This window comes from Rhodococcus sp. ACPA1 (assembly GCF_002300195.1).
Taxonomy (GTDB): domain Bacteria; phylum Actinomycetota; class Actinomycetes; order Mycobacteriales; family Mycobacteriaceae; genus Rhodococcus_F; species Rhodococcus_F opacus.
This window is the reverse complement of record NZ_NSDX01000002.1, coordinates 68,222-87,393: the sequence shown is the minus strand read 5'-3', so window position 1 is coordinate 87,393 and position 19,172 is coordinate 68,222. Positions and strand designations below refer to the sequence as shown.

Sequence of the window (19,172 nt, the reverse complement as noted above, 5' to 3'; positions counted from 1 at the left end):
AAGGATGCGACCCCGTGGCAGGCAATGGTGGAAACTTCTCGGACTCGCCGGTGTAGTGGGTGTCGCCGCGACCGGGGTCGTCGCGGTGCGAGCGGATCGGCAACGCAAGGCGTACACGCCCGACGAGGTCCGGGGGCGTCTCCACGAGCGCTACACCCGCGCGTACGCGGTGCACGACGGCCAGAAGGAGATCGACCTGACCCCGCCCACCTGGCGGGGCCGGGTCACCGGTGCCCTGCGCCGCCTCCGCAGGCGGAGCACCGGGACCGATCAGCCCAGGGCCCGGCGGATTCCGTCCGCGAGCTGAGCGACCTGCTCGTCCGTCATCACGAACGCCGGCGAGATCTGCATGGCACCCTGACCGGCGGCGCGCCCCGAGATCCCGTGTTCGCGCAACGTGTTCACGAACGGGAGCGCTTCCGCCGGATCGGCCAGCTGCACCGCCGCGACCGCACCGAGACCGCTGCGCACTTCCTCGACCCGCGGGTGGTCGGCGAGGGGCGCGAGGTGCTCGTGCAGTGACGACTCGAGCCGCTTCGACTCCGCCAGCAGGTTCTCGCGCTCGATGATGTCGAGGTTGGCGAGAGCCGCCGCGGCCGCACCCGCATGCCCACCGTAGGTGTAGCCGTGCCGCCACCAGACCCCGCCGGCGTAGAACGGCTCGGCCACGCGCGGGGCGATGAACACCGCCCCCATCGGGACGTACCCTGAGGTGAGGCCCTTTGCCGTCGTCATCATGTCGGGCTGCAGGTCGAATCGCGTCGACGCGAACCACTCGCCGCCGATGCGGCCGAATCCCGTGACCACTTCGTCGACGACGAACAGGATGTCGTGCTCGCGGCAGATGTCGCGGACCTCCGCGAGGTAGCCTTCCGGCGGCAGGTAGACGCCGCCCGCACCGATGACGGGTTCGCAGAAGAACGCGGCGATCGTGTCGGCGCCGATCTTCTCGATCAGTTCGAGCAGGCTCTTCGCGTCGTTCCAGGCGACCGTGACGGCGTCGGCCATCAACTCGCCGTAACCCTCGCGGTTGGCGGGAATTCCCGCCAGGGCGGTGCCCGCCACGTGCATCCCGTGATAGGCCTTTTGGCGGCCGACCACGATCGTCTTGGACGGCTTGCCCATCTCGTGCCAGTAGCGGCGGGCGAGCTTGGCCGCCGTGTCCACCGAATCCGAACCACCGGACGTGAAGAAGATCTTGCTGCCCGGCACCGGCGCGATGGTCGCGAGACGATCGGCCAGGGTCGCGGTGGTCTCGGGAACGAAGTCGCCGAAGTTCGAGAAATGGGCCACGGTCCGCAACTGCTGCGCGACGGCGTCCGCGATCTCCGCACGGCCGTGCCCCACGTTGGTGAACCACAGACCGGCTGTCGCGTCGAGGTAACGGTTGCCGCGGTCGTCCCAGATGTAGGCGCCCTCGCCGCGGGACACCACGAAGGGCCCCTTCTGTTCCACCGCACCCATGTCCGCGAATCCGTGCCACAGTGCCGACGCCATGCTCATCCCTTCGTGAAACCCGCCCCGAGCCGACTATGCCATGTGGCCTGGGAATCCCCTCGCCCGACTCACGCGTCCCTCGCCTGGTCGGCTCGACCTCCTTGCCTCGATCGGAGTCGGACGGCGAGCTTCGGCAGGCACAATCTCTCCATGCCCGGAGTGAGATGTCGCGAGAACTGGAAGACCCCGTGCCCGCCGTCGAGCTCGACTGCGCCGAACTGACGTACGCATGTCCTTCGAAGTACTCGCGCTGATCTCCGCCGCAGCTTTGGCCGGCCCCTTGCTCGCGAGTCGCCGGACCTGGCATCTACCGGTCGTGCTCGGCGAGTTGCTTGCCGGAATCCTCCTCGGCACCACGGGTTTGCGCATCCTCGATCCCGGCGATCCCACATTCACCTTCCTCGCGGACATCGGCTTCGCACTCGTCATGTTCGTGGCGGGCACACATGTGCCGATCCGGGACGCACGCATCCGGCCTGCGCTGGCGAAAGGCGTGGTTCGGGCCGTTCTCGTCGGTGTCGGTGCCACTCTGGCAGGGTTCGGGATCGCTCAGGCATTCGGTACCGGCCACGCCTCTCTGTACGCGGTCCTCATCGCGTCGTCGTCCGCAGCGCTCGTCCTACCCCTGATCGACTCGCTCGGGCTCGAGGGCACACCGATCGTGCAGACCGTAGCCCAGGTCGCGGTTGCCGACATCGCGTGCATCGTCGCTCTGCCGCTCGTGATCGATCCGGCGCAGGCCCCACGCGCCGCAGCAGGCGCGATAGCCGTGACGGGGGCGACCGCCGTCTTCTACGCGGTCCTCCGTGCGAGTGACAGACGCGGCTGGCTTCACAGCCTGCATCAGGAGTCCAAGGAACGCGGCTTCGCACTGGAACTGCGGATCAATCTCGGGGTCCTGTGTCTCCTGGCCGCGGTGGCCGTCCACTCCCACGTGTCGATCATGCTCGCCGGTTTCGCCCTCGGACTGGTGATCGCGGCAGTAGGCGAGCCGCGACGCCTGGCCAAGCAGCTGTTCTCGATCACCGAAGGATTCTTCGGGCCGGTGTTCTTCGTCTGGCTCGGCGCATCATTGAATGTCCGGGACCTCGGGGCGGACCCCTCCTTGATACTGCTCGGCGTTGCGCTCGGCCTCGCTGCCGTTCTCGTCCACTGCCTGACACGGCTGGCCGGTGTGCCGCTGCCCCTCGGCGTATTGGCCGCCGCTCAACTCGGCGTGCCCGTGGCCGCGGCGGCGATCGGTGCGCAATCGCATCTCCTGGGCCCAGGCGAGCCTTCGGCACTGATCCTCGGCGCGCTGGTCACCATCGCTTCCACCACATTCGCCGGCGCGATGGCGGCACGTCGGGGGTTCGGCGCGCCCTGACAGGCGTCAGGGGCACACCCGCACGCGTCACTTTTCCGCCAGGGCGGTGGGGTGTGGCTCCGTGTCGATTCCCGGTATCCCGCGACCACGGATGGACGCGCCCGCCGTCTCGGCCACGAAGTACAGCGCGACGAGGCCGATCGCGCACGCGGCCATCATGTAGAACGCCGGCATCAGCGTGTTGCCGGTCCATTCGATGAGCAGTTCGTTGACCGCGGGGGCGGTGCCACCGAACAACGAGGTCGACACGTTGTACGCGATGGCGAAACCCGCGAACCGCACGTGCGTCGGGAACATGGCCGGGAACGTCGCCGAAATCGTGGACAACTGCAAGACGTACAGCAACCCGAGCACCGCGAACGCGAGGATCGCCCATCCGAAACCCTGACGCATCAGCAGGTACATCGGGACGGCGAGCACGATCAATCCCACGAGCGAGCCGTACCACAACGGTTTTCGGCCCACCCGGTCCGACAACCCGCCCGCGAACGGAATGACCGCCATCATCACGAGCTGCCCGACGATGAACAGGGACAGCGACGCGGTGGACGTCAGGCCGATCTGTGTCTCCAGATATGTCGGCATGTAACTGAGCAGGGTGTAATTGGTGACGTTCAACGCGATGACGAGGCCGCCGAGCAGCAGCAACGGCTTCCAGTACTCGGTCACCAGATCCTTGAACTCGTGGGTCGGTGTCGACTCCACCTCGCCCTCCGCGTCCAGTTCCCGGAACACGGGTGTCTCCTCGAGCTTGGTCCGCAGGTAGAGGCCGATCAGACCCATCGGTCCGGCGATCAGGAACGGGATACGCCAGCCCCAGGTGGACATGAACGGATCGCTGGAGAACAACTCCACCGCCAGGACCACGATTGCACCCAGCGCGTACCCGCCGAGGGTGCCGAACTCGAGGAAACTTCCGCAGAAACCGCGCTTGCGGTCCGGCGAGTACTCGGCCATGAACGTTGCCGCGCCGCCGTATTCGCCGCCGGTCGAGAAACCCTGGATCATGCGCAGCAGCACCAACAGCAGGGGCGCCCAGAAACCGATGACGTCGTATCCCGGCACGAGGCCCACGCAGAACGTCGCACCCGCCATGAGGATGATCGTCAGTGCCAGAACCTGGCGGCGTCCGAGCCGGTCACCCAGCGGACCCCACACGAGGCCGCCGAGCGGGCGCACGACGAACGACACCGCGAACACGAGCAGGGCGTACAGGGTCGCCGAACCGGTGTCGCCGGGGAAGAACGCGGCCGAGATGTACGACACGGTGAACGCGTAGACGCCGTAGTCGAACCATTCGGTGGCGTTACCCATCGCCGACGCCGCGATCGCGCGACGGAGAACACCTGGTGGGAGGGTTTCCTGCTCGGCTGACGAATTCGCAGATGCCATGTGATCCCGTCTCCTCGGGCCGGTTTCGCGTTCACTCATTGTGGCCCGAGTGGCACGTGTTGTCGCGCGTTTGCCGTTTACAGAGACGTCACGGAGGCGCGCCCGAGCCGTCCCCGTGACAGTGTGCGACCACCGTCGCGCGGGTATTCGCAACCCATGACCAGCCGAATCATCGCCATCGCCGTCGACTGCCGTGACGCGGAATCACTATCACGATTCTGGTGCGACGCCCTGGGCTACCCGTCGACCCGCCGATGGAAGGACTCGTACGGGCTCGAGTACGTCGAATCGAATGCACCGGGGTCCCCGTCACTGGTGTTCCAGCCCGTCGACGACCCGAAGTCCGGGAAGAACCGCCTGCACCTCGACATCGCGCCGTCGTCCGGTACCCGCGACGAGGAGGTCCGGCGGCTCCTCTCGCTCGGCGCACGTCGGCTGAGCGACGACCCGAACGTTCCCTGGGTGGTCCTCGCAGACCCCGAGGGCAACGAATTCTGCGTGCTACCGGAACGTGGGGCCGACGACGGGACGACCACGTAGCCCTCGCCACCAGGCGGCGGGCCCGCCGTGGGCGACCCAGTGCCGTACGTGGTCCACGTAATCCGTCGCCACCCGGACCCACTCGCTCCAGGCACTCGGCGTGGGAAGGGCCTCGACCGAACGGGTGAGGAGACGATCGATCGCGTCCGACACGAGCTCCGCGCGCTCCAACTGCACCATGTGCCCCGCACCGGGAACCTTCACCAGTTCCGCGTCGGGCAGATGCCCGGCGATCGCCTTCGAATACCGGAAGGGGGTCAGGAGGTCGCGGTCGCCGCACACCACCAGCGTCTCGATGGGTGCGAGCAATGGCACCGCCGCCGTCTCGTCGTGATTCTTGAACGACGGCAGGAAGTCGACGAGCGTCTTGAGGGACGTGTCGTTGATCATCTGCTCGGAGTGCCACATGATCGCCGGGCTGATGCTGCGGTCACCGAACGACGCCGACCTCAGGATCGGCGCGAGCACCCTCTTGCTCGCGCCGCGACCGCTCTGGACGACCCGGGGCAGGTGCCGGGCCGCGGTGCTGAATCCGGCAACCACCGGCGTGTTGAGGGTCCGCGCGAGCCCCACGTCACCCAGCTTCTCCGCAGCGGTGGCGATCAGACCCACCCCGACGACGCGGGAACCGATCAGATCGGGATGCTGTCCGACGTACGACAGGACCGCCATACCGCCCATCGAATGGCCGACCAGCACGATCGGCCCCTCCGGCACGAGCGCACGGATCACGGCGTCGACGTCCTGCGCGAGATGCGGAATGGTGCAGGTGGCGCGCCGCGGCACCCCGGAGTCGCCGTGCCCCCGCAGGTCGAAGAACACCATGCGAATCGTCGAACCCCACGCCTCCTCGAGCTGAACCCGCTGGAAGTGCCAGCCCGTCATCCGGTTGCAGAAGCCGTGGACGAACACCACCGTCAAGGGGGCGAACGCCGGACCCACCTCGCGCACCGCGAGCGGCACACCGTCGTCGGCGGCCACGACACTGCCGCGGTCGCGGCCGAGCAGGTCGAAGGTCTCGCCTGCGAACTCGTCGAACATAGTCTCCCAGCCGTTGCCGAAGTCACGGATGATCGCGCGGACGCCTGTCGTTGTGGAGGATAGCGCGGTCCGCGAATCGTCTGCGCGCACCTTCGCCGCTACCGATCCTCGTCGTACCGCCGGCGCGCACCGAGACGTCCCACCGCGTTCACGGCGAGCGCCATCAACGCCATCGCCAGCAACAACACGACCGCTGTGACGGCGAGCTGGAGGTACCCCTGCTGCCGGGGGTCCAGGAACGGGTACGGGTACCAGTCGACGATCGGACCCCGTATCAGGGAATAGGCGCCGTACACGGCCGGGAAGACCAGCCAGCTGAGGCTCTGCGCCTCGGAGATCCGCACCCGGGACGGGGCCACCACCCAGTCGAGCAGCACGACGAGCGGCAGCAGACGATGCAGGGCCGTGTTGATCCAGGCGTCCTGCAGCATGACGTCGATGTTCGCCAGCAGCACGGCGTACACGATTCCGGTGATGACCATGTACAGCGTGGTCGCGCCCCGGAACAGCTGCCAGCTCCGTGACTGCGGATCCCGGATTGCCCCGACGAGCAGGACGACGACGGCGAGGATGTTGCTCTCGATGGTGAAGTAGCTGAGGTAGTTGGCGAGTGAGAAGTCGTCGCTGCCGGCGCTACGGAGGGGAATCCACAGCAACGCGATCAGCCCGTAGACCGCGAAAACCGCCCGCAGAACCCGAACGATCCTCTGACCTCGCAGGTCCGTGACGACGGCAGCGTCCATCCGCCGATATTCGCACACGGGCGGGCGCGGCACAGGGCGATCCACCGGGTTGGCTAGGCTGGGGTCCAGCATGTCCACCACAGCACCCAGCCGGCGGGAACTGAAGAACAGCCTCGGCGAACTCACACTGCGCGACGAACACCGGCTCCGCCGGCGACTCGACCGTGCGCGCACACCCGAAGCACTCGCGTCCCTGTCCGACGAAATCGCCGCCGCACGCGGACGCATCACACGAAGACTCGACAGCGTCCCCGTCATCGACTACCCCGACACGCTGCCCGTCAGTCAGCGCCGCGACGACATCGCGAAGGCGATCTCCGAGAACCAGGTCGTCATCGTCGCCGGCGAGACGGGATCCGGCAAGACGACGCAGATCCCGAAGATCTGTCTCGAACTCGGACGCGGCGTCCGCGGCCTCATCGGACACACCCAGCCCCGCCGTCTCGCGGCGCGGACCGTCGCCGAACGGATCGCGGAGGAACTCCGCGGCGAACTCGGTGAGACCGTCGGCTACACCGTGCGATTCACCGACCAGGTGTCGGACGGCACGCTGGTGAAACTGATGACCGACGGAATCCTGCTCGCCGAGATCCAACGCGATCGGATGCTGCGCCGGTACGACACGCTGATCATCGACGAGGCCCACGAACGCAGCCTCAACATCGACTTCATCCTCGGATACCTGCGACAGCTACTCCCCCGCCGGCCCGATCTGAAAGTGATCATCACGTCGGCCACGATCGATCCGGAACGCTTCGCGCAGCACTTCGCCACCGACGGGGTGCCCGCGCCGATCGTCGAGGTGTCCGGGCGCACATTCCCCGTCGAGATGCGGTACCGCCCACTCACGGTGGAAGTGGGCGACCAGACCTTCGACCGCGACCCCGTCGACGCGGTGTGCGAGGCGGTCGAGGAGCTCTCCGGCGAGGGCGACGGCGACATCCTGGTCTTCCTCTCCGGCGAACGGGAGATCCGCGACACCGCCGACGCGCTCCGCGACCGCAGACTGCGCGGCACCGAGATCGTGCCCCTCTACGCCCGGCTGTCGGCGGCGGAACAGCACAAGGTGTTCACGCCCCACACCGGGCGGAGGGTCGTGCTGTCGACGAACGTCGCGGAAACCTCCCTCACCGTGCCCGGCATCCGGTACGTCGTGGACCCGGGAACCGCCCGCATCTCCCGCTACTCGGTGCGCACCAAGGTGCAGCGGCTGCCCATCGAACCGATCTCACAGGCATCCGCCCGCCAGCGTTCCGGGCGTTGCGGCCGTGTGGCCGAAGGCATCTGCATCCGCCTCTACTCGGAAGAGGACTTCGAGGCGCGGCCCGCGTTCACCGAACCGGAGATCCTGCGCACCAACCTCGCGTCCGTCATCCTGCAGATGACGGCGCTCGGCCTCGGCGACATCGCCGCGTTCCCGTTCGTCCAGCCGCCCGACCCGCGGGCCGTCCGCGACGGCATCGGCCTGCTCGAGGAACTCGGGGCCATCGAACGGAAAGCCCAGGACGAGCAGCCCGTCCTCACCGCGGTCGGACGCGAACTCGCGCAGATCCCCGTCGATCCGCGCATGGCCCGGATGCTCGTCGAGGCACACCGGAACGGCTGCCTGTCCGAGGTGCTGGTCATCGTCTCCGCCCTCTCGATCCAGGACGTGCGGGAACGTCCCGCCGAATTCCAGCAGGCAGCCGACGAGAAGCACGCCCGGTTCACCGTGGAGAACTCCGACTTCCTCGCGTTCCTCGAACTGTGGAAGTACCTGCGCGAGCAGCGGAACGAGTTGTCGTCCAACCAGTTCCGGAAGATGTGCCGAAACGAGTTCCTGCACTGGCTGCGCATCCGCGAATGGCAGGACCTGCACGGTCAGCTCCGGCAGATCACCCGTGGGCTGGGCTGGGACACCACCGACACCCCGGCCGGTGAGGCGGCGATCCACCAGTCCCTGCTCGCGGGGCTGCTGTCGCACATCGGACTCCGCGAGGGTGACAAACGAGACTTCCTCGGGGCCCGCGGAAGCCGATTCGCGGTCTTCCCCGGCTCGAGCCTGTTCAAGAAGCCCCCGCGATGGGTCATGGCCGCCGAACTGGTCGAGACGTCCCGGCTGTGGGCGCGGATGTCGGCCAGAATCGAACCCGAGTGGGCCGAGAAGCTGGCGCCGCACCTCGTCAAACGCACCTACTCCGAACCGCACTGGTCGTCGAAGCGTGGCGCCGCCATGGCCTACGAACGCGTCACGTTGTACGGCATCCCGCTCGTCGCCCGGCGTGCCGTCACCTACAGCACCATCGACCCCGAAACGTCCCGGGACCTGTTCATCCGCCACGCCCTGGTGCAGGGCGAATGGCAGACGCAGCACAAGTTCTTCCACGCCAACCGCGCACTCCTCGAAGACGTCGAAGAACTCGAACATCGCGCCCGCAGGCGCGACATCCTCGTGGACGACGACACCCTCTACGACTTCTACGACCAGCGCGTCGGCCCGGAAGCGGTCTCGGCCCGGCATTTCGACTCCTGGTGGAAGGTCGCCCGCCGCAAGAATCCCGACCTGCTCACGTTCACCCAGGCGACGGTCGTCAATGCCGAATCGGCCGCAGTACTCGGCGGCGAATACCCCGACGCCTGGCGTCAGGGCGACATGCAGTTCCCCCTCACCTACCAGTTCGAGCCCGGGACCGAGGACGACGGCGTCACCGCCCGCATCCCGATCGCGCTGCTGGCGGGCCTGCGCCCGGTCGGCTTCGACTGGCTGGTCCCCGGCATGCGCGTCGAACTGGTCACCGCCCTGATCAAGACGCTTCCGAAGACCCTTCGCCGACAGGTGGTTCCGGCACCGGACTTCGCGGCCGCCGCGCTGGCCGCCGTGAAGCCCCGCTCCGAACCGCTCACCACAGCGATGGCACGCGAACTGTCGCGGCTCGGTGCCTGTCGCATCGATCCCAAGGACTTCGACGTCACCGCGCTCCCCGACCACCTGCGCATGACGTTCGCGGCCGTGGACGAGAAGGGTGCCGTCCTCGGCCGGGACAAGGACCTCGTGTCGCTGCGCAAGTCGCTCGCTCCCCGCGTCCAGGTGGAAGTGGCGAAGGCAGCCTCGAACTCTGAGCGGCCGCCCGCACTCACGTGGACCCCCGCCACCCTCGGTTCGCTCGAGGCCACCGTGACGCGCGAACTCGGTGGCCAGAAGGTCACCGGCTACCCCGCCCTGGTCCCGGAGGGTGACGGTGTCGCCGTCCGCGTACTCAGCACCGCCGCGGCGCAGCGAGCCGCCATGCGCGCCGGAACGCGCCGGCTGCTGCTCGCCGCCGTTCCCACCCAGGCGAAGACGGTCACGTCCGGCCTGAGCAACGCACAGAGACTGGCGCTCGGGCAGAACCCCGACGGCGGCCTCGACGCCCTGATCGACGACTGCCGCAACGCCGCCGCGAACCAACTGATCGCCGCACACGGCACGCCAGTGCGCACACCGCAGGAATTCGACGCCCTCGTGGCGACGGCGCGCGCGGAGATGGCACGGAACGTGGCGGTGCTCCTGCGACTGGTGTCACCGGTGCTCGAAGCGGACCATCGGCTCGCCGTCGTGCTGGAACGCGCCACCGGTGAGGCCGCCGACGACGTGCGGGAACAACGGCAGTCGCTGCTGTTTCCCGGCTTCGTCGCCGACATCGGTGCCACTCGCCTCCGCGAACTGCCCCGCTACCTCGCCGCCGCGGCGGCACGTCTCGAAGCCCTTCCCGGGAGCGCACCGCGCGACCAGAAGGGGATGGACGTCCTCGACCGGGTGTACGCCGGATACGAACGCATGCTCGCGGGCCTGCCGGAAGAACGACAGCACTCACCCGAAGTCGATGCGATTCACTGGATGATCGAGGAGTTGCGCGTCAGCCTGTTCGCTCAAACACTCGGGACACCCATCCCGGTCTCGGAGAAGCGCGTGCTCAGTGCCATGGAGAAGGTGCGCTGACGCGCAGGGCCATGGAGAAGGTGCGCTGACGCGCAGGGCCATGGAGAAGGTGCGCTGACGTGCAGGGCCATGGAGAAGGTGCGCTGACGTGCAGGGCCATGGAGGAGGGTGCGCTGACGCGCAGGCTCAGGCGTCGTCCCGGGATTCGCGGTGTTCGCGTAGCTCTTTGATCTCGCGGGCGAAGTCCTCGGCGGAGCTGAAAGACCGGTACACGGACGCGAAGCGCAGGTACGCCACCTCGTCGAGATCACGAAGCGGACCGAGAATGGCGAGGCCCACCTCGTTGCTCGGGATCTCCGCAGATCCCGACGCCCGGACCGCGTCTTCGACCTGCTGGGCAAGAAGATTCAGTGCATCGTTGTCTACCTGCCGGCCCTGGCAGGCGCGGCGCACACCCCGCACCACCTTCTCCCGACTGAACGGTTCGGTGACACCACTGCGCTTGACCACCGACAGCACAGCGGTCTCGACAGTGGTGAATCGGCGACCACACTCGGGGCACGAACGGCGGCGACGGATAGCCTGTCCTTCGTCGGCTTCTCGCGAATCGACCACACGTGAATCGGGGTGCCGGCAGAACGGGCAGTGCATGGCGATTCCTTCGTCGTAGCCGTCGTGGCCGCAACTGTTCGCCTCCCCCGATGGCGAACCGACGAAAACGGATTCACGCAGCGGATGCACGATCTCGACGCGACCACACGAAGTGGTGGGACTGACAGCATCCGAGACTACTCGGCCGCCCGATGGGACAGACATGCAGAGCCACCCCGTCACCGGGTAGAGGACGACGGGACGATCAGACTCTGGCCCGGGTGAAGCGCCGAATTGGACATGGCGTTCAGCTCCATGATCCGCTCGACCACCTGTGCCACCGGCAATTCCGGGGAGATCCGCGCCGCGAGCGCTGCCAGGCTCTCCCCCTGCTGCACCTGCACGACCTCCGTGGCCGCCGAGTTGCTCACACCGTCGGTGGTGGCCAGCTGAGCCACCCCGACGAGCCCGCACAACACACCCGCCGTGATCACGACACTCGCGAGCACCATCCGCCAGCCGACGTCGTTCGCCCCGCGCGCGTGATCGGCGCGGGAGACACCGGTGTGGGTGGGCCGGTACGCGACGGCGCCGGACGAGGGACGCCGCAGCTCGCCGTCGGTGCGCCGGCGGCGCGGCTCGGTCCGGTACGACCGTGCGGCCGCGGAACGGACGACACCCCGTTCGAGTGCCTGCCGGTTCAGCACTGCCTGCCGATGGAGAACTGCGTTGCTCATCGGTACCTCCGCTGCTCGTATCCGTTGTCAGATCCGTTGTCGTATCCGCTACCGACCCGGTCGGCGTCCGATCGCTCCGGGCGTTCGATCACGCGTTCGAAAGAACACATGTTCGATTTCTACCACGACCCTCCGACAATGTCTCTACTTCTCGCGACACGTGTCGAACAGATGTTTGAAACTCCGAGGAAAGCGGGATAGATTCGTGTCACGCGGCACAGCAGTCACATGCGACCCATACCGAGAAGATCCACATACAGACGGAGGCACCTCGCCATGAAGGACGACAGCTCGACCGACGGTTCGACTCCACGTGTGAGCGGTGGCTCCGCCGCCGGGTTGACCGACCGGCAGCGCCGTGTCCTCGAGGTGATTCGCACGTCGGTGAACGAGCGCGGATATCCGCCGAGCATCCGCGAAATCGGCGACGCCGTGGGGCTCACCTCCACCTCGTCCGTCGCTCATCAGCTGCGCACGCTGGAGCGGAAGGGCTTCCTCCGCCGGGATCCCAATCGTCCGCGCGCCGTGGACGTGCGCGGCCTCGACGAGGTGGCGGCGGGAGCCGCGGCGAACGCGAGCGCCGCCGTCGGGTTGGCCGCGGTCAAGTCCGGCGCCGACGGCGCACCCCTGCCGGAACCCACGTTCGTCCCGGTCCTCGGCCGGATCGCGGCCGGTGGCCCGATCCTCGCCGAGGAAGCAGTGGAGGACGTCTTCCCGCTTCCCCGCGAATTGGTGGGCCAGGGCTCGCTGTTCCTACTCAAGGTCGTCGGCGAATCGATGATCGATGCCGCGATCTGCGACGGCGACTGGGTGGTGGTCCGTCAGCAGAACGTGGCGGAGAACGGAGACATCGTGGCAGCGATGATCGACGGCGAAGCCACCGTCAAGACGTTCAAGCGCACCGAGAACGAGGTGTGGCTGATGCCGCACAATCCGCTGTTCGATCCGATCCCCGGCAACGACGCGGTCATTCTGGGCAAGGTCGTCACGGTCATGCGCAAGATCTAGTCCCGGCACAAGGAGGGCCCCACGGCGATTGCCGTGGGGCCCTCCTCGCATCCACCCCGGATACGCAGGTCGTGCCTCGTCAGAGATTGAGGCCGCGACCGATGATTTCCTTCATGATCTCGGTGGTACCGCCGTATATGGTCTGGACACGAGAATCCATGTACGCCTTGGCGATCGGATACTCCTTCATGTATCCGTAGCCGCCGTGCAGCTGCAGGCACCGGTCGATCAGCCGGACCTGCGCCTCCGTGGTCCACCACTTGGCCATCGCCGCTTCCTGCACCGACAGCTTCTCGTCGTTGAGCAGTTCGATGAACTTGTCGACGAGGACTCGGACGGCCGTTGCCTCGGTGGCGAGTTCGGCGAGCACGAAGCGGGTGTTCTGGAAGCTGCCGATCGACTTGCCGAAAGCCTTCCGGTCGCGGCAGTACTGGATCGTCATGTCCAGTGCCGATTCCATTGCGGCCGCGGCCACCACGGCGATCGACAGCCGCTCCTGGGGAAGGTTCTTCATCAGGTAGAGGAAGCCCATCCCCTCCTCGCCGAGGAGGTTGGCGGCGGGAACGCGGACATCGGTGAAGCTGAGTTCCGCGGTGTCCTGTGCCTTCATACCGATCTTGTCGAGGTTGCGGCCGCGTTCGAAGCCCGGCATGTCCCGTTCGACGACCAGGAGACTGAATCCCTGTGCCCCCTTGTCGGGATCGGTACACGCGACGACGATCACGAGGTCGGCGTTGATGCCGTTGGTGATGAAGGTCTTGGAACCGTTGAGGACCCAGTCGTCGCCGTCGCGCACGGCGCGGGTCTTGATGCCCTGCAGGTCGCTGCCCGTGCCCGGTTCGGTCATCGCGATGGCCGTGATCAGTTCACCCGACGCGAAGCCGGGCAGCCAGCGCTGCTTCTGCTCCTCGTTGCTCAGTTCGAGCAGGTACGGCGCGACGACGTCGTTGTGCAGGGTGAAGCCGATGCCGCTGTAGCCGCCGCGGGTGGTCTCCTCGGTGACGATCGCGTTGTACCGGAAGTCGCGCACGCCGCCGCCACCGAATTCCTCCGGCACGGCCATGCCGAGGAAGCCCTGCTTGCCGGCCTCGACCCACAGGCTGCGGTCGACGATGTTCTGCTCTTCCCACTTGGTGTGGTTCGGCTCGGCGTGCTGTGCGAGAAACTTGCGGTACGACTCCCGGAACAATTCGTGCTCCGGTTCGAACAGGGTGCGCTCCACGCCGACTCCTCGTATCAACTATCTGGGTCCGTCTCGTTCGACGGTAGAGGCGAGGAACTACGTGGTGAATGACCCAGGTGATCGGGATTCGTGACCCATCCGGTCACGGTGTCAGGGCTTGCGGAACCGCGCGAGCGAGCGCATCACCGGGTAGGCGACGAGGATGCCGACCGAACCCCACGCGATGCCACCGAGTTCCACGGATCCGATCGTCAGCGTCAGGTCGCCGATGCCGGCGACGAGCGCCGCGGCGACCACGGTGAGGTTCACGGGGTCGGTGAAATCCACTTCGGCGTCCATCCAGATGCGCACACCGAGGACACCGATCAGTCCGTACAGCACGAGGGTGGCGCCGCCGATGACACCGTTCGGCACGGTGAACACGAGGGCGCCGAACTTCGGTGAGAACGCGAGGACCACGGCGGTGGCGGCCGCGACCCAGTAGGCGGCGGTGGAGTAGACCCGTGTCGCGGCCATGACTCCGATGTTCTCGGCGTACGTCGTGGTTCCGGAGCCGCCGCCGAATCCGGCGAGGGTGGTGGCCAGGCCGTCCGCGACGAGGGCGTCGCCGGCGACGTCGTCGAGCGAACGACCCGTCATGGCCGACACCGCCTTGACGTGGCCGACGTTCTCGGCGATCAGGACGATGACCACCGGCAGGGTCAGCGCGATCACGGACCATTCGAACGTCGGTCCCCGCAGTTCGGGCACACCGAACCACGCCGCCTCCCGCAGCGCTGTGACCCGCTCGTCGGCGAGCCCGCCGATCACGGCGGCGAACACCCAGCCGACGACGACACCGACGAGGATGCCGAGACGGCCCAGCAGTCCCGGACCGAGCACTGTCACGAGCAGGATCGCCAGCAGGGTCACCCCGGCGATCAGCGGTTGCGATTCGAACGAATCCACCGCGGTGGGTGCGAGATTGAGCCCGATCAGGGCGACCACGGCGCCGGTGACGACGGGCGGCATGACGGCGTCGATGACCCGCGATCCGGCCAGCTTCACCGCGATGCCCACCACGAGCAGCAACAGACCCGCGGCGGCGACACCGCCGAGTTGCGCGGCGGGACCCGAACTCTGCGACGCCGTCAGCGGCGCGATGAACGCGAACGACGACCCGAGATAGCTGGGGATGCGGCCGCGGGTGATGAGCAGGAACAGGGCCGTCCCGACACCCGAGAACAGCAGTGTCGTGGTGACCGGAAACCCGGTGATGGTCGGCACCAGGAGGGTGGCGCCGAACATCGCGATGACGTGCTGCATCCCGATTCCGACCGTGCGCGGCCAGGTGAGACGCTCGCCGGGAGCGACCACCTCACCCTCACCGATCCGCCTGCCGTCGCCGTGCAGCGTCCACCCGAACACCCGCGCGGGGGTGGACGGGCCGGCAGAGCCGCCGGCCGGACCGTCGGGGGCGTCGGTTTCTCTTTTCGTCACAGTTCGCCAATAGTAGGCACGATCTGGGAGTTTCGCGCCTTCGGGACCGGATCCCGCGGCAAACCGGGACTACGCGCCGAGCACCCGTACCGCCGCGGCCCGCGCCTCCGCGGGATCACTCGTGGCGAGCACGTCCTCGGCGGCACGACGGCAGTCGTCCAGCGAGACCGATCCCACCTTTGCCCCGACACCGGACACGGCGGCACCGGCGCAGGACAGCGACGTGACCCCGAGTCCGATCAGCACGCAGGCAAGCAGCGGGTCGGCGGCCGCCTCGCCGCACACGCCGACCGGCTTGCCCGCCGCGATGCCGGCCTCGGCCGTGCGGGCGACGAGCGCGAGGACCGCCGGTTGCCAGGGGTCGGTGAGCGATGCCAGGTCGGAGGACATCCGGTCGGCGGCCATCGTGTACTGCGCGAGGTCGTTCGTGCCGATGGACAGGAAGTCGACGTGGCGCAGGAGACGGTCGGCCAGAAGCGCGGCGGCCGGTACCTCGACCATCACGCCGGGCACGAGTCCGCGAGCGCGGACCTCCGCCGCGAAGGATTCGGCCTCGGCGGGAGTCGAGATCATCGGCGCCATCACCCACGGCTGCGACTGCGTCTGCTTCGCCGCGGCGGCGACGGCGTCGAGTTGCCTGCTGAGGATTCCCGGGTTCTGTTCGGCGATCCGGATTCCGCGGACCCCGAGCGCCGGGTTCGCCTCTTCGGCGTGGTTGGCGAAGCGCAGCGGCTTGTCCGAACCCGCGTCGAGCGTCCGGATCACCACCTTCCGGCCGGCGAACGCGTCGAGCACCTCACCGTAGATCTCGGCCTGCTCGTCGACGCCGGGCTCGGAATCGCGGTCCAGGAAGCACAACTCGGTGCGGAACAGTCCGACGCCCTCGGCGGCGGTCGTGGCGGCCGACCGCGCACCGGCCCCGTCCTGAATGTTGGCCAGAATCGACACGGGATGTCCGTCGCTCGTGCGGCCGGGTCCTTCCCACGACTGGATGCGGATCCGTTCGGCGCGGCCGTGTTCCACGGCGGCGCGGGCCTCGACGGGATCCGGTTCGACCACGAGTTCGCCCGCCGACCCGTCGAGGAGGACGGGGGTGCCCGCGACGACGGATTCGAGATCACGCACCGCGACGACACACGGAATGCCCAGCTGCCGCGAGATGATCGCGGTGTGGCTCGTCGGGCCGCCGAGGACGGTCACGAGTCCGACGATCAGCTCGGGATCGAGACCGGCGGTGTCGGCGGGCGCGAGGTCCTGGGCACACAGGATCGACGGTGTCGTGGGCACGGGGATGCCGGGTTCGGGCAGACCGAGGAGTTCGGACACGACCCGGTCCCGGATGTCGCGCAGGTCGGTCACCCGTTCGGCCATCAGCCCGCCCATCTTGGTGAACAGGGTGGCGAACTGCTCGGTGGCCTCGGCCGCCGCTTCCTCGGCCGGGATTCCACCGGCGATCAGCTTCTGCGCGGCACCGAGCCAGCCGCGGTCGGCAGCCATCGCCGCGTTCGCCTGCAGCACCTCTGCCGCGGCGCCGGAGACGCTCGCCGCGCGGTCGCGGAGACGCTGTGACACGACGGCGGCCGCTTCCTCGAAGCGGACCTTCTCCGCCTCGCGCGACGCCTCGTCGATCCGGGCCGATCCGGGTGCGACCTCCGGCCGCGGAGCCGGCCAGATCACCGGCGCGTAGGCAATGCCGGGTACCACCGGCGTACCTCGCACGATTTCACGGTCTTCGGTCATCGGGTCCTCCTGGCCGGCTCGTTCTGTCTTCACACAGTCGGAAATGCGAATCGACTATGTGACGGAGATTACTCTCAACTCTTGACATGTCAACATACTCGGGCGTAAAACAACATGACACAACATTTCGTGTGATGCAGACCATAACGGATCACGTCACCGAACACTTCATCGACGAGAACAGGAACGGGGTCACGGTGTATCCGGAAGAACGCCAGCAAGCGGTCACCACGCTGATCTCGCAACGGGGACGCATGTCGGTCGCGGACCTCTCCGACACGTTCGGCGTCACCACCGAGACCGTGCGCCGTGACCTCGCTCTTCTCGAGCGTCTCGGCCACGTCCGCCGCGTGCACGGCGGCGCGGTGCCCGCGGGATCCCTCACCGTCACCGAGCCCGGCATGACGGAGCGCGATCACACCCGCGCCGAGCAGAAGGACCGGATCGCCAAGCGCGCCGCCGCCTACCTGCCGCCGTCCGGGGGCAGCGTGCTGTTCGACGCGGGAACCACGACGGGGCGCATCATCCCGGAACTCCCGTCCGATCTGGACCTCACCGTGATCACCAACTCCGTGCCGATCGCAGCCCGGCTCGCGGGGCTCAATTCGGTGACGCTCCACATGCTGGGCGGCCGGGTGCGCGGCATCACGCAGGCCGCCGTCGGCGAGGAGGCGCTGCGCATCCTCGACGTCCTCCGCGTCGACGTCGCGTTCATCGGCACCAACGCGCTCAGCGTCGGCCACGGCTTGTCCACACCGGACAGCGAGGAGGCCGCGGTCAAGCGCGCGATGGTCCGGTGCGCCAACCACGTCGTCGTGGTCGCCGACTCGTCGAAGGTCGGCCGGGAGCACCTCGTGAGCTTCGCCCCCATCCACAGCGTCGACATCCTCGTCACCGACGCCGACATCAGTTCCGCAGACCGAGCCCACTTCCACGACCAGGGAATCGAGGTGGTGATCGCATGATCGTCACGCTGACCGCCAATCCGAGCATCGACCGCACCGTCAACCTGGCGGGGCGCCTCGAACGAGGAACCGTTCTGCGCGCAGCCGCCACCCACAGCGACCCCGGAGGCAAGGGCGTCAACGTCGCCCGCGCGCTCACGTCGGCCGGCGTCGCCGCTGTCGCGGTACTCCCGGGCAACGAGGGTGATCCCCTGCTCACCGCCCTGTCCGAGCACGGGATCGCGCACGTGACCGTCGCGACGTCCGGTCCGGCGCGCACCAACATCACCATCACCGAACCCGACGGCACCACCACCAAGGTCAACGAACCCGGCGTCGTCATGTCGGCCGAGTCCCTCGCCGATCTGCAGTCGGAGATCATCGAACGCGGGTCCCGGGCAGAGTGGGTGGTGCTGTCCGGTTCCCTACCCCCGGGCATTCCCACCGACTGGTACGCCACCCTCGTCGAGGCACTCCGCTCCGCGTCGTGCCGGGTCGCCGTCGACACGTCGGACGCCCCGCTGCTCGCGCTCGCGGAACGGTTCCCCGCGGCCGCCCCCGACCTCGTGAAACCGAACAGCGAGGAACTCGCACAGCTCACCGGCGCCGACGGGCAGTTGCTCGAGGAGTCCGCGCTGCGCGGGGACCCGACGGCCACCGCCCATGCCGGCAGGCAACTCGTGGATCGCGGGGTCGAAGCCGTCCTCGCCACGCTCGGCGCCGCGGGTGCGGTTCTCGTGACGGAGGCCGGAGCCTGGTGGGCCACGCCACCACCGATCGTTGCCCGCAGCACCGTCGGCGCCGGCGATTCGTCGCTGGCGGGCTACCTGGCAGCCCAGATGTCCGGCGCGACGCCCGCGGACTGCCTCCGATCCGCCGTCGCCTACGGCAGCGCGGCGGCCGCCCTTCCCGGCACCACCCTGCCGACTCCCGAACACGTCGACATCGACGCCGTCACTGTCACCGCCCTCAGCTCCCCCGCCCCCGATCCGGCCTGAACCAGAAGGAAACAC

Annotated in this window: 16 protein-coding genes; 7 read left to right on the top strand and 9 right to left on the bottom strand. The window is 68.0% G+C overall.

The window, feature by feature from the left end; all coding sequences use genetic code 11:
* Positions 1-4 precede the first annotated feature (4 nt).
* Entirely contained in the window at positions 5-307 is a 303-nt protein-coding gene (locus tag CJ177_RS06995) for a hypothetical protein (RefSeq protein ID WP_095867491.1), read from the top strand.
* On the opposite strand, the gene CJ177_RS06990 is transcribed toward CJ177_RS06995, so the two are convergent.
* Positions 271-1,503 (bottom strand): aspartate aminotransferase family protein, encoded by a 1,233-nt coding sequence (locus CJ177_RS06990; protein ID WP_005240781.1) that lies wholly within the window; start codon positions 1,501-1,503, stop codon positions 271-273. The two genes, CJ177_RS06995 and CJ177_RS06990, sit on opposite strands and share 37 nt — an antisense overlap.
* A gap of 223 nt (positions 1,504-1,726) precedes the next feature.
* Here CJ177_RS06990 and CJ177_RS06985 point away from each other — a divergent pair, with 223 nt between their 5' ends.
* Positions 1,727-2,863 carry a cation:proton antiporter gene (locus tag CJ177_RS06985; protein ID WP_095867490.1) on the top strand — a complete coding sequence of 379 codons (1,137 nt, stop codon included), beginning with the start codon at positions 1,727-1,729 and terminating at the stop codon, positions 2,861-2,863.
* A gap of 27 nt (positions 2,864-2,890) precedes the next feature.
* Here the strand turns inward: CJ177_RS06985 and CJ177_RS06980 are convergent, their stop codons facing one another.
* The gene (locus tag CJ177_RS06980; protein WP_005240779.1) at positions 2,891-4,255 is read right to left on the bottom strand and encodes an MFS transporter; all 1,365 of its coding nucleotides are present in this window, start codon (positions 4,253-4,255) and stop codon (positions 2,891-2,893) included.
* Between the two features lie 156 nt (positions 4,256-4,411).
* Here CJ177_RS06980 and CJ177_RS06975 point away from each other — a divergent pair, with 156 nt between their 5' ends.
* Complete coding sequence (locus CJ177_RS06975; protein WP_025432396.1) at positions 4,412-4,795, top strand: VOC family protein; 384 nt, start codon at positions 4,412-4,414, stop codon at positions 4,793-4,795.
* On the opposite strand, the gene CJ177_RS06970 is transcribed toward CJ177_RS06975, so the two are convergent.
* Both CJ177_RS06970 and CJ177_RS06965 read right to left on the bottom strand, forming a co-directional pair.
* Positions 4,757-5,836, bottom strand: coding sequence for an alpha/beta fold hydrolase (locus CJ177_RS06970; RefSeq protein ID WP_005240777.1), 1,080 nt, complete (start codon positions 5,834-5,836; stop codon positions 4,757-4,759). The genes CJ177_RS06975 and CJ177_RS06970 overlap by 39 nt on opposite strands.
* A 98-nt stretch (positions 5,837-5,934) precedes the next feature.
* The gene (locus CJ177_RS06965; RefSeq protein ID WP_061043023.1) at positions 5,935-6,579 is read right to left on the bottom strand and encodes a Pr6Pr family membrane protein; all 645 of its coding nucleotides are present in this window, start codon (positions 6,577-6,579) and stop codon (positions 5,935-5,937) included.
* Between the two features lie 70 nt (positions 6,580-6,649).
* Between CJ177_RS06965 and hrpA the strand changes: the two genes are divergently transcribed.
* The gene (gene hrpA / locus CJ177_RS06960) at positions 6,650-10,537 is read left to right on the top strand and encodes an ATP-dependent RNA helicase HrpA (RefSeq protein ID WP_095867489.1); all 3,888 of its coding nucleotides are present in this window, start codon (positions 6,650-6,652) and stop codon (positions 10,535-10,537) included.
* A gap of 126 nt (positions 10,538-10,663) precedes the next feature.
* On the opposite strand, the gene nrdR is transcribed toward hrpA, so the two are convergent.
* Both nrdR and CJ177_RS06950 read right to left on the bottom strand, forming a co-directional pair.
* Complete coding sequence (gene nrdR / locus CJ177_RS06955) at positions 10,664-11,128, bottom strand: transcriptional regulator NrdR (RefSeq protein ID WP_015890458.1); 465 nt, start codon at positions 11,126-11,128, stop codon at positions 10,664-10,666.
* Positions 11,129-11,307: 179 nt separating this feature from the next.
* A complete protein-coding gene (locus tag CJ177_RS06950; RefSeq protein ID WP_005240773.1) occupies positions 11,308-11,805 on the bottom strand; it encodes a LysM peptidoglycan-binding domain-containing protein in 498 nt (165 codons plus the stop codon).
* A gap of 276 nt (positions 11,806-12,081) precedes the next feature.
* On the opposite strand from CJ177_RS06950, the gene lexA reads away from it, so the two are divergent.
* Positions 12,082-12,813 (top strand): transcriptional repressor LexA, encoded by a 732-nt coding sequence (gene lexA / locus CJ177_RS06945; protein ID WP_009480043.1) that lies wholly within the window; start codon positions 12,082-12,084, stop codon positions 12,811-12,813.
* Between the two features lie 79 nt (positions 12,814-12,892).
* Here lexA and CJ177_RS06940 read toward each other — a convergent pair whose 3' ends face one another.
* The 3 genes from CJ177_RS06940 to ptsP all read right to left on the bottom strand — a co-directional run bounded on the left by CJ177_RS06940 (position 12,893) and on the right by ptsP (position 17,215).
* A complete protein-coding gene (locus CJ177_RS06940) occupies positions 12,893-14,035 on the bottom strand; it encodes an acyl-CoA dehydrogenase family protein (RefSeq protein ID WP_005240771.1) in 1,143 nt (380 codons plus the stop codon).
* A 111-nt stretch (positions 14,036-14,146) separates the two neighbouring features.
* Positions 14,147-15,475 carry a uracil-xanthine permease family protein gene (locus tag CJ177_RS06935; RefSeq protein ID WP_257014413.1) on the bottom strand — a complete coding sequence of 443 codons (1,329 nt, stop codon included), beginning with the start codon at positions 15,473-15,475 and terminating at the stop codon, positions 14,147-14,149.
* 69 nt (positions 15,476-15,544) lie between these two features.
* Positions 15,545-17,215 (bottom strand): phosphoenolpyruvate--protein phosphotransferase, encoded by a 1,671-nt coding sequence (gene ptsP, locus CJ177_RS06930; protein ID WP_095867488.1) that lies wholly within the window; start codon positions 17,213-17,215, stop codon positions 15,545-15,547.
* Positions 17,216-17,412: 197 nt separating this feature from the next.
* On the opposite strand from ptsP, the gene CJ177_RS06925 reads away from it, so the two are divergent.
* Both CJ177_RS06925 and pfkB read left to right on the top strand, forming a co-directional pair.
* Positions 17,413-18,180: a DeoR/GlpR family DNA-binding transcription regulator gene (locus CJ177_RS06925; protein WP_025432392.1), complete on the top strand. Its 768-nt coding sequence runs from the start codon at positions 17,413-17,415 to the stop codon at positions 18,178-18,180.
* A complete protein-coding gene (gene pfkB, locus CJ177_RS06920; RefSeq protein WP_095867487.1) occupies positions 18,177-19,157 on the top strand; it encodes a 1-phosphofructokinase in 981 nt (326 codons plus the stop codon). Before CJ177_RS06925 ends, pfkB begins: the two co-directional genes overlap by 4 nt.
* Positions 19,158-19,172 lie beyond the last annotated feature (15 nt).

Excerpts from the sequence above, each read along its gene's own strand:
- CJ177_RS06995 (WP_095867491.1), top strand. The coding sequence starts at position 5 with ATGCGACCCCGTGGCAGGCAATGGTGGAAACTTCTCGGACTCGCCGGT.
- CJ177_RS06990 (WP_005240781.1), bottom strand. The coding sequence starts at position 1,503 with ATGAGCATGGCGTCGGCACTGTGGCACGGATTCGCGGACATGGGTGCG.
- CJ177_RS06985 (WP_095867490.1), top strand. The coding sequence starts at position 1,727 with ATGTCCTTCGAAGTACTCGCGCTGATCTCCGCCGCAGCTTTGGCCGGC.
- CJ177_RS06980 (WP_005240779.1), bottom strand. The coding sequence starts at position 4,255 with ATGGCATCTGCGAATTCGTCAGCCGAGCAGGAAACCCTCCCACCAGGT.
- CJ177_RS06975 (WP_025432396.1), top strand. The coding sequence starts at position 4,412 with ATGACCAGCCGAATCATCGCCATCGCCGTCGACTGCCGTGACGCGGAA.
- CJ177_RS06970 (WP_005240777.1), bottom strand. The coding sequence starts at position 5,836 with ATGTTCGACGAGTTCGCAGGCGAGACCTTCGACCTGCTCGGCCGCGAC.
- CJ177_RS06965 (WP_061043023.1), bottom strand. The coding sequence starts at position 6,579 with ATGGACGCTGCCGTCGTCACGGACCTGCGAGGTCAGAGGATCGTTCGG.
- hrpA (WP_095867489.1), top strand. The coding sequence starts at position 6,650 with ATGTCCACCACAGCACCCAGCCGGCGGGAACTGAAGAACAGCCTCGGC.
- nrdR (WP_015890458.1), bottom strand. The coding sequence starts at position 11,128 with ATGCACTGCCCGTTCTGCCGGCACCCCGATTCACGTGTGGTCGATTCG.
- CJ177_RS06950 (WP_005240773.1), bottom strand. The coding sequence starts at position 11,805 with ATGAGCAACGCAGTTCTCCATCGGCAGGCAGTGCTGAACCGGCAGGCA.
- lexA (WP_009480043.1), top strand. The coding sequence starts at position 12,082 with ATGAAGGACGACAGCTCGACCGACGGTTCGACTCCACGTGTGAGCGGT.
- ptsP (WP_095867488.1), bottom strand. The coding sequence starts at position 17,215 with ATGACCGAAGACCGTGAAATCGTGCGAGGTACGCCGGTGGTACCCGGC.
- pfkB (WP_095867487.1), top strand. The coding sequence starts at position 18,177 with ATGATCGTCACGCTGACCGCCAATCCGAGCATCGACCGCACCGTCAAC.